This is a genomic window from Nostoc sp. 'Peltigera membranacea cyanobiont' 232, from assembly GCF_002245985.1.
Classification (GTDB): Bacteria; Cyanobacteriota; Cyanobacteriia; order Cyanobacteriales; family Nostocaceae; genus Nostoc.
The window spans coordinates 1-12988 of record NZ_NOLK01000198.1 but is presented as its reverse complement, the minus strand read 5'-3'; the positions used below and the strand labels follow the sequence as shown (position 1 = coordinate 12988).

The window sequence follows — 12988 nt, the reverse complement described above, 5'->3', positions numbered from 1 at the left end:
CCTGCAAATCTCTCAATTATGCGAGCGATCGCTCTTAATATACTCCGTCGAAATGGTTATGCTTCCATCACAATTGCCCAAAGATTTCTCTCTCATGACATTGACAAACTCCTTACTCTTGTGGAATGAATCAGCCCTGCTTTACAAGGGGGGTAATTTGACTTGTGTATACACGCTTTTTAAAGGGGGTTAAGGGGGATCAACAAATATTTAATACTTCTCAGACATCCTTTGATAAATCAACCATTTTAAAAAAGCGAAATGGCATTTTATTTGCAAAAAACACCAAAATCAGAAAGCAAACTGGGGTTTGAGTAAGTTAAATGGCATTTTGAGAAAGTCAAAGCTTATTTTACTTGCGGAAAACACCAAAATCAGAAAGTCAAAGCTTATTTTGAGTAAATCAAAGCTTCTTTTACTTACGGAAAACACCAAAATCAGAAAGCAAAAGCTTCTTTTGAGTAAGTAAAAGCTTATTTTACTTGCGGAAAACACCAAAATCAAAAAGCAAAAGCTTCTTTTGAGTAAGTAATTGCGGATTTTGCTTATTGAATTTAGTCAAAATATGAAGTTTAGATAAAATTATTGAAAAAATTACTGATAAATTTTAATCCGTCAGATTTTAATTCAATAAGTAGTAAAAAAACGAAGTCCCCGGCTTTTCTAAAAAGTCGGGGATTTTTTTGGGGTAATCCCCTATAAAGTTTCCGTTATTTGGATGTAGAGCGTATCGCTAGAGTTATCAAGAACTCGGCGCAAGTTATCCATTAATTCCGATTTAACCCAATCGGTAGGGTACAACTACAGTGCCACCGGTTGTAAGTAATACAGGGTTTCCATTAATTCCGATTTAACCCAATCGGTAGGGGAAAACTTTTTAAAGTGAGTAAATTGGGGATATTTGTTTCCATTAATTCCGATTTAACCCAATCGGTAGGGAGTTCGTCTAGGAGCCTTTGCCCCGTAAGGCTTTCAGACACCAAATCGACACCACTCTAAAAAACATTATATATGTTGTGTGAAATTGAACAACACGCATACCTCAAATCCTTGCCCAGTAAGCAATCGACACCACTCAACGAAAAATATAGAGTTTCGGCGATTTGGCGAGTGGTGTCGATGAACATTTAAAACTCTTATCCTCTTTGTACTCAATTACACTAATTGCTTTACCTGTGATTTTGCTAATTTATCAGGTGCGATCGCTCCATTCTCTGTAATGATGGCTGTAATCAACTCAGCCGGGGTAACATCAAATGCTGGGTTGTAAAAATCTACACCTTCAGGTGTGAGAATAGTATCCCCTACTTGATAGATTTCTGTTGGATCGCGTTCCTCAATGGGGATTTTGCTGCCATCAGTTAATTCAAAATCAACGGTGGAAAGGGGTGCGGCTACAAAGAAGGGGATATTATGAGCTTTAGCTGCGATCGCAACACCATAAGTACCAATTTTATTAGCAGTGTCACCATTAGCAGCAATTCGATCGGCACCCACAACTACAGCATGAATCAAACCCTGTTTCATGCAATGGGCTGCCATATTATCAGTGATTAATGTCACTGGAATACCTTCTTGAACACATTCCCAAGTGGTGAGTTTTGCGCCTTGCAAACGGGGACGGGTTTCGTCGGCAAATAAACGTTCTAAACGTCCTTCCCTCCAAGCGGAACGTACAACACCTAAAGCAGTGCCATAACCAGCCGTAGCTAGGGCCCCAGCGTTGCAGTGAGTAAGTAGCGTCAGTCTTTCGGGGGTAGTGGGCAAAACTGCCAAACCATTGTCACCGATTGCTTGACAGGTTTGTAAATCTTCAATGTTGATTGCTTGGGCTGCTTGGAAAAGGGTTTGCTTAATGTCTTCTACAGTTCCCAATGTTTCCTTGGCGGCTTTCACCATCCGATTGATGGCCCAAAATAAATTTACCGCCGTCGGACGAGTAGAACGCAACAACTGGGCGACTTTATCTAAGTTTTGCAAAAATTCGGTGCGATCGCTAGTTTCAATTTCCCTTGCGCCAAGATACATTCCATAAGCCGCAGCTACACCAATTGCCGGCGCACCCCGCACAATCATCGTTTTAATCGCCCGCGCCATATCTTCACTGCGGTGGATTTCCACAAATGTATATTCGTTGGGTAAGCGCGTTTGATCGATTAGTGACACTGATTCGTTGTGCCAAATAACGGGATAAACATGGTTTGTAGAAAGTGTCATACAAATAAGAATCCTTGCTCAAAATATTTCAAGTAATTTCCCGTATCTTTATAAAAATAACCCCAGGCTTCGGGGTTATTTTTATAAACCTATTTTGACTTATCAAATTAATGGGAATTTTGCTGCCATCAGCTAATTCAATATCAACGCTGGAAAGGGGCGCGGCGACAAATAATATCATGTCTGGATAAATACTTGTCATTACGAACGCAGCGATAGCGAAGTGAAGTAATCGCAGAGTCCGCAGCGATTGCTTCATTCCACTCCGTTTCACTCGCAATGACATATCGTAAGTGATTAAGCAGACTTGATATAAGGGGATCTCATCTGCTTTAGCTGCGATCGCTAAAAATAAGACCCAAATATTTCACCCAAAATAGACGTTTGATCCTCATTTACCTTCTTTGTTCTTTGTCAACATATATCAGTAGACTGGTTCTTTAAGATTAAGCTTCTTGGCTTAACTAAGTCTTCTAGTTATAGCTGGGTTTCTGGCAAGCGGATTTCTCCCAAATAGCTTAATGATGGTTTCAGCAAATTCTTTATTATCGTAAAATTCATGCATTAAAGTAATAGGTTCGGAATAAAGTTGATCGCTGGAAAAGATTGACTTCCAATCGAGATCGGTACTATTAACAACTCCAACTTTTTCCATTTCTTTGAGGAATTCATAAGCAATCAACCCTTGCCCAATGGCAGATGGATGAATGCCATCTAAACTAAATAGTCCACCTTGTCGTAGTCGCCCAATAGTGTCTGCGTGGTAGTATTTGGTGTTGACCTGGGGATAGACAAAATTGAAGTATTCGGGGAATTTATACTGCACATCTCCAGCATTTCGCTTGAAAGCAATTTGTTGTAAGGCATTGGCAAGATCGACAATATGATAGCGTGGTTGCGAATACTGACTGTTCTTACTCTTGACCAGTTCTTTAATTACTTGATTGTATGTGCGAATACAATCATCAATGTAGAGGGCATCTTGTAGAGTCAGATATAAGGTTCCAGTTTCTTTAACCGTATCCTCTTCAAAGGGGAAATAAGTATAGTACTTGTAGTAAATTGAAGGTTTCTCCTCTCCTGGTACGTCAATTGCAGTAGTTGAACCCACACCTTTTGCCAATGGTGCAATAGTTACAAACGGTACTGTCCCAATAAAAACATTCCAATCGGGGTTGCTGTTGTTTTTCATGATTGCATCAACCCGATCGAGGAATTGTTGATATTCAGCCTCGAAATCCTTGGGATGCCAGAGGTTCCATTGTTCTCTTACCTCACGGAATGATTTGGGATCTTGACTTGGTTCTTGGAGAATCTGATTTGGATCGTTGGGAGTTGGATTAATTTCTAGACCGATCACAGTTCCAAGGGCATTGTTTGCCCCTAACCAGAGAATTAAATTCTCAACTCCCCCTGGAGCAGTTGTATGATGTTTCAACCAATCAAGTTGGCTAAAGTCGTCAAAAATAGGATTTAAAGATGGGTTGAGAACTTTAAGTGCAGTCCGGTAGAACGCAGCATTAGGCAGACCCAAAAAATCAGGTTTGCCCTCTCCTTTTTTGTTACTAAGTTCAATTTGATATTTACAAACGTTGGGCGTAATCATCCAAGAATCAGCAATATCAAAGCCTTGAATTGCTACATTGTGGAAGAATTCAATTCCTCCTGGATAACGTTTTTCAGCACTACCTCCTTGCCGTTCATAGTAATCTTCAGCTTCATCAAGTACACTCTCAAGAGTTGGTAATATGGTCAGCCAATCTAGGGCGTTGATATCTGAGCCATATTTTTTCTCCAAACGCCGTAAAATCTTCTCAATATTGGCTGGTAGTCCGCCCGCTAACCATTCAGGATAGAGATAGTTAGCACCAACTTGTAGCCCCATTGACTTAGCAATCAAAGTTGAGAAACAAAGGTCTGTTCGGGCTGCTGCCAAAGACATAAAGCCTTGAGAAATGCTGTCACCAATTGTAAATAGTTTCATAAGTTTTTTTAAATTTTATCTAGCGATCGCCCACACCTAAGTCACAAGTGTGGGCGATTCATTCTACAAAGAATTAACTAGACGATAGCAGATACTTGCTGCTTAAAGAAAGCTGACAAAACTCTCTCTGCTATTTGATGACTAGTTAAACCTAGTTCTGTTTTAGATTCATCGGGTTCAGCATGATCTACTAACACATCTGGGACACCGAATCGCTTGACAGGAACGAGAATATCTGCATCCATTAAAGCTTCAGCGATCGCACTACCAAAGCCACCCATGATACAACCTTCTTCTAGGGTGATGACACGGCCAATTTTCTTAGCTAAGGGTAAAATCAACTCGGTATCCAAAGGTTTAACAAAACGGGCATTGATTACAGTTGCTTCAATGCCATGTTCGCTGAGAATTTCCGCAGCCTGCATCCCTGGATAGACCATTGTGCCATAAGCGACGATTAACACATCATCGCCAGTGCGGAGAATTTCGCTTTTACCAATTTCCAAAGGTTCCCAACCTTCCTCCATCAGGGGAACGCCGTAGCCATTGCCACGAGGGTAGCGCATAGCGATCGGGCCACTGGTATGGTTAACACCAGTTACTACCATGCGTTGCAGTTCTGCTTCGTCTTTCGGTGCCATGATTACAATGTTGGGAATGCAACGCAGATAAGCGATGTCATACATACCCTGGTGAGTGGGGCCATCAGATCCAACAATTCCTGCCCGATCTAAGCAGAAAAATACTGGCAGATTTTGAATGCAGACATCGTGAATTATCTGGTCGTAAGCGCGTTGCAAGAAGGTAGAATAAATGGCGGCTACGGGGCGCATCCCTTGAGTTGCAAGTCCTGCTGCTAGGGTAATTGCGTGTTGTTCAGCAATGCCGACATCAATATATTGATTGGGCAGTTTGGCTTGAAGTTTATCTAAACCTGTCCCCGTTGCCATCGCCGCAGTAATCCCAACGATTTTGGGGTTTTGTTCGGCGAGTTTCACCAGAGTGTGAGAAAAGACTTTGGCATAAGCCGGGGGTTTGGGTTTGCTGGAAGGAATGGCTTTGCCGGTTGCAACGTTGAATGGGCTTTGGGCGTGGTAGCCAACTTGATCTAGTTCAGCAATTTCATAGCCTTTGCCCTTAATGGTGGCTACATGTACCAAAACTGGGCCTTGTATTTGATGTGCTTGTTGGAAGGTGGCAATCAATTCTTCGAGATTATGCCCATCTACTGGGCCAATGTAGGTAAAACCGAGTTCTTCAAAAACTGCCCCTACCTTGGGAACAGCCAAACGTTTCATACCTTCTTTGATGCGTCCGAGTTCGGGAGACAAAGATTCACCCACGAAGGGAATTTGCTTGAATTGTTCCTCAAGATTATCTTTGATAAATTGCACTGGCTGGCTGAGGCGCATTTTGTTCAGATAGCGGGGAATCGCGCCGACGTTGCGAGATATGGACATGTCGTTGTCGTTGAGAACAACCAACAGGTTAGTTTTCGGCATGTGTCCTGCGTGGTTGATGGCTTCTAAAGCCATACCGCCAGTCAGCGCCCCATCCCCAATCACAGCAACGGCTTTAAATTTTTCGCCTTTCAAGTCTCGCGCTAAAGCCATGCCCAATGCTGCGGAAATACTTGTAGAAGCATGTCCAGCCCCAAAGTGGTCAAACTTGTTTTCACAGAGTTTGAGATAACCTGCAACTCCGTTCTTTTGTCTGAGGGTGTGGAAGCGATCGTAGCGTCCTGTAAGGAGTTTGTGGGGATAGGCTTGGTGTCCTACATCCCAAATCACTTTATCCCGATCTAAGTCCAGTGTTTGGTAAAGTCCTAGCGTTAATTCTACAACACCCAATCCTGGCCCCAAGTGTCCACCATTAACTGCTACGGTTTGGAGATGCTTATCTCGAATCTGACGGGCAATCTGTTGTAGTTGGCGAACAGATAAACCGTGCAACTGATTAGGATGGGTGATTTCGCTCAGATGCATATTATAGTGTTTTCCTCTTTAACTTCCAGTTTCGGTATTTTGATTTTCCCACGGTCGGGTTGTCCACATAATCACACTCTTACATTGTTACTAAGTTGTAGTGGAAAGTATAACTTCGTAATTAATAATGGTGAAAAATCTCTAAATCATTAACAATTCGTCAAAATCAGGTTGCGATCGCATAAACTCGTAGCACATTTGTCAATAAGTAATGCCACTTAAATGCACTCAGCAATTTGTATAGAAAATCAAGCTTTTAGAAGCATTCTGCGGAAATTATTTAACTCGGTCAATCAGTTTTGCTTTTTGAAGCGATCGCAAAACACAGTTAAATATCTTAATTTCCAGCTATATGTTCAGCAGAATTGCTGGCAAGTATTTAATAATTATTTTATTATTCTGTCTAAGGCATCAAGTAAAAATAAGTAGCATCTTGCTCGCGCGGGCAAGATGCCCGCACTACAAATATTAAATTGTTCAACTTATTTTTACACGACTCCTAACTTTATTAGCGAGGTATTGTAGAGTGTGTTAGAACGGAGTTCGTAACGCACTCTTATCAAGGGTTTGATGCCGTACTCTCCGCGCTCACATCCTACGGATATTTTCATAAATCAAACCGGATTCCTATAGCTAAATTTAGTATTTACTTAAATATCCCCGACTTCTCAAAGAAATCGGGGATCTAAGCCTTTAGATTTTCACAAATCAAATAGGATTACTACTTACCAAACGCATCCTTGATGCTATCAACAGTGCGTTCAACAGCATTTTTTGTGTTGTCTACTGCTTTCTGTGTCCGAGCGGAATCTTCATTTGCTCTTTTTTGAATTGTAGCCGCGTCTCTCTTTGCTTTGCGTTCAGCAAAACTACCACTGTCTGTTGATTGGTCAACTTTACTGGCGTTGTCCCTAGCAGCTTGCTTAACTTTATCTGCTGTATCCTGGATGAAATTCTTGGCTCGTCCAGCATCTTCACTGGCTTTATCTTGAACTTTGTCGCCCGCATCTTTTGATGCAATCAAGGTTGCAGCAGGATCGGCAATTGCTGAGGTGTTCGAGAAAAATGCACCTTGCCAAACGAAAGCGATCGCTAACATACAAAACAGTGTTGTAGCCATCCAGCGTTTTACCGTGGAAAACTGTTTTGTAAAATAATTCGACTTCATAGAATACAATCTCATGTGATTTAGTATACTATTTTTACTTCATTTGGTTTATTCGCCATATCAATCTATAGATAGAAATTGTTGCGTCATTAGTCATGAAACAAGTTCACTATTTTGATAGATTGAAATTTGAGTAAAGATTTTTTGCTGGTAATTAAACAGGTTACGGGATTTTAGACATGGGCGTAGACGCGTAGCGGCTTGTCGTTAGACATCGCGCTTGGGGAAAAGTCAGCGATCGCTGTTCAGTTAATTAACTTGCGATCTCAACTGACTTTTTCCGGTTGGGACGCTTGCGTTCTGATTTTTTCTTCAGTCCAACTGCTTGAGCTTCATCGCTATCCGATCCATATTGTCCGCGCACAACTTCTTTCATGGCTAACACAGCATTATGAAATTCCCATTCTGCTAATCGCACAGCATTAGCAGCAGCACGGTATAAAGTTAGTTTCTCGGTTTCGGCTTGTTGCTGCACCAACATAGCCTGATAAGCTTGTTGTAAATTTGCTAAAGATGCATCAGCACGGGTTGTATTGTATGTACTTATGGTTTGCAAACCGTGCAATGAAGTTATATCTTGACTAATTGATTGAGAGGGTAAACGGCGTGTTTTATCCTGAACAGACATATATATACTGGGATAAGGGACATTGCTATTGTGCCCATTGAAACAATATAACTAACAACTGCACAGATGTACGCCGTGAAGATGGACAGATTTTAGGTAAAACAAAGTTAAAAAAAGCGTGAGTTTATTTTTGCGGGTTTACGCAATCGCATTGTCAATTGAAACAATCGCATTGTCAGTCAAAACAATGGCATTGTCAGTCGAAACAATGCCATTGTCAGTCGAAACAATCCCATTGTTAGTCGAAACAATGGCATTGTCAGTCAAAACAATGGCATTGTCAGTCAAAACAATCCCATTCTCAGAGGTTGCATTAAATAGCGTGACAATGCAATTACTAAATTGATTGCCAGATGTTTTAGCGTTGTATAATTTTGTTGAACTTCTTTAGAGACAACACTAAGAAAGCATCACGCTGGCATCAATTGCTGGATGCGCTCTGGTTCCTCTCCCAGCCAATCTGGGTTTTGGGCGGTGCTGTCAAAAATTGATGAGGTTTTGAAAGGCTCAAATTCGCCGCGTGATGCTGCTTCTGCTGTTTTTGCTAAGAGCGATCGCACTTGCTCGTCATTCATTGGCTGGAAAGTTCGCACAGCTTCAAAAGCTTGCTCTAAAATCTCCATGCTGTCAATTCCGGTAATCACAACCGATGTTGGCAGATTCAAAGCATAGTGTAAACACTCAATCGGCGTTACAGTATTGGATTTTAAAAGAATACCATTTGCCATACTTTTCATTCCTAGCACGCCGATATTTTGTTGTACCAGTTCTGGTACAACCAGCTTTGCAAAACTTCGGTAGTGAGCATCCATGACATTGAGCGGCATCTGAGCCGTATCAAATTTAAAGCCGTGAGCATCTGCAACTTCCAGCGTATGCAGATGAACATGGGGGTCTTTGTGTCCAGTAAAGCCGATGTATCGGAGTTTGCCAGCTTTCCGTGCCTCAATGAAGGCAGCATTCGCCCCTTCTTCATCAAAAACTCGATGCGGGTCTTCGTACCGAATAATTTCGTGGTGCTGAACGAGATCGATGCAATCCACTTGCAGGCGTTGAAGTGATTCGTCTAGCTGTTTTGCTGCTTCTTTTTTAGAGCGTCCATCGATTTTCGTCATCAGGAAAACTTTATCGCGGTAGCGATCGCGTAGAGCTTTTCCCATCCGAATTTCGCTGACTCCACCGTTGTAATCCCAACTGTTATCCATAAAATTGATGCCGCGATCGATGGCTGTTCTAACAATACGGATACCCAGTTGTTCATCAACATTTTTCAAGCCGATGTGCCAACCACCCAATCCAATTGCAGAAACTTTTTCTCCTGTGCTGCCCAGAACTCGGTATTGCATTTCTGAATTTGGCGTAGTTCCTGACATGTGTTCTCCAAGTCTTTCAGCTATTACTTTAAGTACATATAGCTGTGTACCAATTCAAAATGCAAGGGAAAATTGAGAATATCTTGCTGAAGATACAGTTTCTGAACCGATCGGGAAAATACTGAAGAAGCCAAAATATGGATGGCAATTAGGAATGTGTGAGGTAAACCCGGATTTCTCACCACACCTCTCAAAGCCCGTGCTTGTGCAGGGGAGCAGGCGTTTGATAGAGCAGGGGAGCAGGGGAGCAGGGGAGAGTGATTGTACAAGTTCTTTCCCCTCTGCCCTTCTGCCCCTCTGCCCTTCTGCCCCTCTGCCCCTCTGCTCTATCAAACGCCTGAAGCTTGTGAGAAATGCGGGTAAAGATAGGACTAACGTCAAACTAAATATAGTAGGAGCAATTTATGAATTGCTCCTACCGAAAAATCAAAGTTTTAGTTTTGGGCTTTTATGTTTGTAGTTCCCAACAATTAAAACCTACGTGGCGTTAAGGAGACGGAACCGCTACTCGATTGCCAGGAACAATCTGTGGCTGGTAGGAAAATACTTCTCGGCTACGGGGATTGACGGTCACTTTGACCCAATTCACATCGTTAGTGCCGTTCGCCGCATTGTCGCCAAATGTCTCAACACGAGTGAAGTTCTCGATGCGTCTACCTTGAGCATCCAGAAATGGCTTGTCAACGCGGTAGTAGTGCGAGTCACCGTATACATAGGCAATCGGTTTACGGAAAGCGATCGCCTCTTCGCGCAACGCTAATAAAAAGTCCTTGAAGCCATCAGTCTGTCCATCGGTTTCTGTGAGTGTCTTCGGATCGCGCAAAGGCGCTCTGGTTCCGTCGGTTAAATCCCACCCTGGATCGGCTTGAGAGATAAACATCACTGCCACCGAGTTGCGTGTCTTTGCCGCTTGAAAAGTCTCTCTCATCCATGCAATATCAGCTGTGTTCCGCGCTGCGTACTCTTCTGGATCGGGCGCAGTGTCGCATAGGTTGTTGCACGAACCCTGAATATTGAGTGTCGCGTAAGTAACCCGACCAACCGTCCAGCGGCGGTTCTCAACACAGGGGACTGCACCGGTTGCACCAAGACACAGTGGTGTTGTCTGCACCTTCTGGACTAGCCGACGCTGCCCAAGGGAAAATTTTGTGCTGAAGAATACCTGACGCTCGTAGTCAAGGCGATCGCGTGAGTTGAATCCACCGTTTGAGGGGCGATCGCAATCAGTCCAATCATTATCGCCTGGGGTGAAGGCTGCTGGTGCTTTCAAGGAGTTAAAGAAGCCGAGCGCCTGGGTGTAGAGTTCATTACTGCACGTGGTAGGTGTTACCGAGCCGGGTGTAGAGTTGCCCCCCTTCAAGTCGCCGTCGTGGACAGTGAAAGCTAGGTTTTGCGCGTTCATATCAGCGATGAGGTTCGGGACTCCCGTTGTCGCTTGGAGATCCGAATAGGGGAGATCGCCCCAAAGTCCGATGGCGTATGTCTCGTTCTCGCCCTCGTATTCGTACTCGTACTTCCTCTCGCCAGCAGTCGCCAAACCGATTGTAGAGCTTGCTAGTAACGGCACAGTCAGCGCCAGTAAACATATTTTACGCAGCAAACGCGCAGTGGTGACGCGTTGAAACACTGAGTACCCAACCTTTGCCATCATCTATATCCTCGATTATTCTTTGGGATCGCGAGCGCATTTTGGAGAATTAGCTCCTTGCCCACAACATTTCAGTGAGGAAATTAGATTACCGGATTGCTGATGGCAGATAGGTTATGGATGGGTTAATACGTTTGTTTTTTTACATGTTTGTGTCGCTGCGAATTATATGAGTTCTGGCTGTGCTGCGCTGCTATATTTATTTACCGCTATAAAAAAAGGCAATTTCTTTTTCTTTTAGAGGTGCGAAAGCAGCATCTACAAGTAATTGGTCGAGTTCTGGTTGGGGAATGTGTTTTGCACCAATTCGCACAATCCGCGATCGCATAGTATTAGATACGCCACTGCGCTGTCTATTGCCTTCTAGCGCCATGACTTTACCATAAAGTTCTAATTTGGCAGACGGAATGGGAGAACCATCAAAATCAATTCCCTGTGCGATCGCTTCATCAATAGCATCAGCACCTGTGGTAGTTTGATTCCCTGGGTTAGTTTCAGTAGGCATAGTGATTTGCTCTTAAGGCTATGGGTAGATTTTACCAGCCTTGCTGACACCTTTTTCCCACTGAGATTAATCACGAGCTTGTCGCGTTGCCAAACCCCCAACAAACGCCCCTAAAATAGTGCCTGTCCATAGTCCTGTTGTGCTACCTTGCCATATTGCTCCTGGTGTCATCCAAGCGTTGCACATTTCTTTTAAACCCCAAGGTTGACTTTGACACTTTTGGGTATGCAGCATTATGGTGATTTGCCCGCTGATGTAAGCACCAAAAAACCCGGATGACAGCGCCAAAAAAGTGCAAACTAAAACTCTGTTTTTAATCATTTGTCATTTGTCATTTGTCATTTGAAGATTACCAAGGACTAAGGACAAATGACAAATGACTCCACACAGTGGTTCAACCTGTATTTCTCATCCCAGCTGCAATTCCATTAATAGTTAACAATGCTCCTCGCAGTAACTCGCCTTTGCTGTAACGAGAATGGATGACTCCAGAAGTAGCATTAGTATTCATAGACTGGCGTAGACGCTTCAGCAGGGAAACTTGGATAAATCCCAAGGGAACAATTGTGCCATTGCGTAACTGTACAGATCGTTGCAAGACAGGATCGCCATCTAAGAGTCGATTGTGATCGGTGATTTTTAAGACCAAATCTCTTGTGAGATAGAACTCGCTGGCAATTTGGTCAAAAACCTTGGCAAAACGAAGTCGATCTTCTGGTTTTGACAATTCCTGAACGTAGTGATGTGCCATTTGCATATCTACTTTTGCCAAAGTCATCTCGGCTTTAGAAATCACCATTTTGAAAAAGGGCCACTTAACGTAAAAGTAGCGCAGCAATTTCAAGTGTTCTTCTGGTTCTGTGTTCAAGAATTCTTGTACAGCTGTGCCAACGCCGTACCAGGAAGGAAGCAAAAAGCGGGTTTGTGTCCAGCTAAATACCCAAGGAATAGCTCGCAGACTGCTTAAATCTTTCTTACCAGATGGACGGCGGGCTGGACGGGAACTAATTTGTAGCTGGCTAATTTCTTCAATTGGGGTTACTTGGTGGAAGAAGTCAACAAAATCAGGCTGTTCGTAGATTAAAGCCCGATAATGTTGACGCGATCGCGCTGCTAATTCTTCCATAATCTCATTCCAAGGTTCAATATCATCAAACCCTGTCCGCAGCAGGCTAGCTTGAATCACAGCAGTGGTGATGGTTTCCATGTGATACAAAGCCAAGTCCAGCAAGGAATATTTAGAAGCTAAAACTTCTCCTTGTTCGGTAATCTTGATTCGCCCATTGATACTATGACCCGGTTGAGCCAAAATCGCCTCATAAGCAGGGCCGCCTCCCCGCCCCACAGAACCGCCGCGTCCGTGGAAAATCCGCAAATTTAGATCGTAGTTTTCTGCTATTTGTTGCAGTGATTTTTGGGCTTTATGAATTTCCCAGTTGCTGCTTAAAAAACCAGAATCTTTGTTGCTGTCAGAATACCC

At 43.1% G+C, this 12988-nt stretch carries 11 protein-coding genes; all 11 read right to left on the bottom strand.

Annotated features, from left to right (window positions below):
- Positions 1 to 1155: 1155 nt before the first annotated feature.
- On the bottom strand, positions 1156 to 2217 hold the full coding sequence (gene mtnA, locus CDG79_RS35420) for an S-methyl-5-thioribose-1-phosphate isomerase (protein ID WP_094346280.1): 1062 nt from the start codon (positions 2215 to 2217) through the stop codon (positions 1156 to 1158).
- A 460-nt stretch (positions 2218 to 2677) separates the two neighbouring features.
- Positions 2678 to 4201 (bottom strand): hypothetical protein, encoded by a 1524-nt coding sequence (locus CDG79_RS35410; protein ID WP_094346278.1) that lies wholly within the window; start codon positions 4199 to 4201, stop codon positions 2678 to 2680.
- 77 nt (positions 4202 to 4278) lie between these two features.
- Entirely contained in the window at positions 4279 to 6186 is a 1908-nt protein-coding gene (gene dxs / locus CDG79_RS35405; RefSeq protein ID WP_094346277.1) for a 1-deoxy-D-xylulose-5-phosphate synthase, read from the bottom strand.
- Between the two features lie 721 nt (positions 6187 to 6907).
- A complete protein-coding gene (locus CDG79_RS35400; protein ID WP_094346276.1) occupies positions 6908 to 7354 on the bottom strand; it encodes a hypothetical protein in 447 nt (148 codons plus the stop codon).
- 253 nt (positions 7355 to 7607) lie between these two features.
- Positions 7608 to 7982, bottom strand: coding sequence for a hypothetical protein (locus CDG79_RS35395; RefSeq protein ID WP_094346275.1), 375 nt, complete (start codon positions 7980 to 7982; stop codon positions 7608 to 7610).
- 138 nt (positions 7983 to 8120) lie between these two features.
- On the bottom strand, positions 8121 to 8270 hold the full coding sequence (locus tag CDG79_RS43040; protein ID WP_189525245.1) for a hypothetical protein: 150 nt from the start codon (positions 8268 to 8270) through the stop codon (positions 8121 to 8123).
- 122 nt (positions 8271 to 8392) lie between these two features.
- Positions 8393 to 9355: an aldo/keto reductase gene (locus CDG79_RS35390; protein WP_094346274.1), complete on the bottom strand. Its 963-nt coding sequence runs from the start codon at positions 9353 to 9355 to the stop codon at positions 8393 to 8395.
- Positions 9356 to 9842: 487 nt separating this feature from the next.
- Entirely contained in the window at positions 9843 to 10757 is a 915-nt protein-coding gene (locus CDG79_RS35385; protein WP_223278537.1) for a hypothetical protein, read from the bottom strand.
- A 445-nt stretch (positions 10758 to 11202) separates the two neighbouring features.
- Entirely contained in the window at positions 11203 to 11508 is a 306-nt protein-coding gene (locus CDG79_RS35380) for a small RNA NsiR4-regulated ssr1528 family protein (RefSeq protein ID WP_094346272.1), read from the bottom strand.
- 66 nt (positions 11509 to 11574) lie between these two features.
- Positions 11575 to 11829, bottom strand: a complete 255-nt coding sequence (locus CDG79_RS35375; protein WP_094346271.1) for a hypothetical protein — start codon at positions 11827 to 11829, stop codon at positions 11575 to 11577.
- 73 nt (positions 11830 to 11902) lie between these two features.
- Positions 11903 to 12988 (bottom strand): phosphoenolpyruvate carboxylase (locus tag CDG79_RS35370; RefSeq protein WP_143855673.1); only part of this gene is annotated, 1086 nt, incomplete at its 5' end.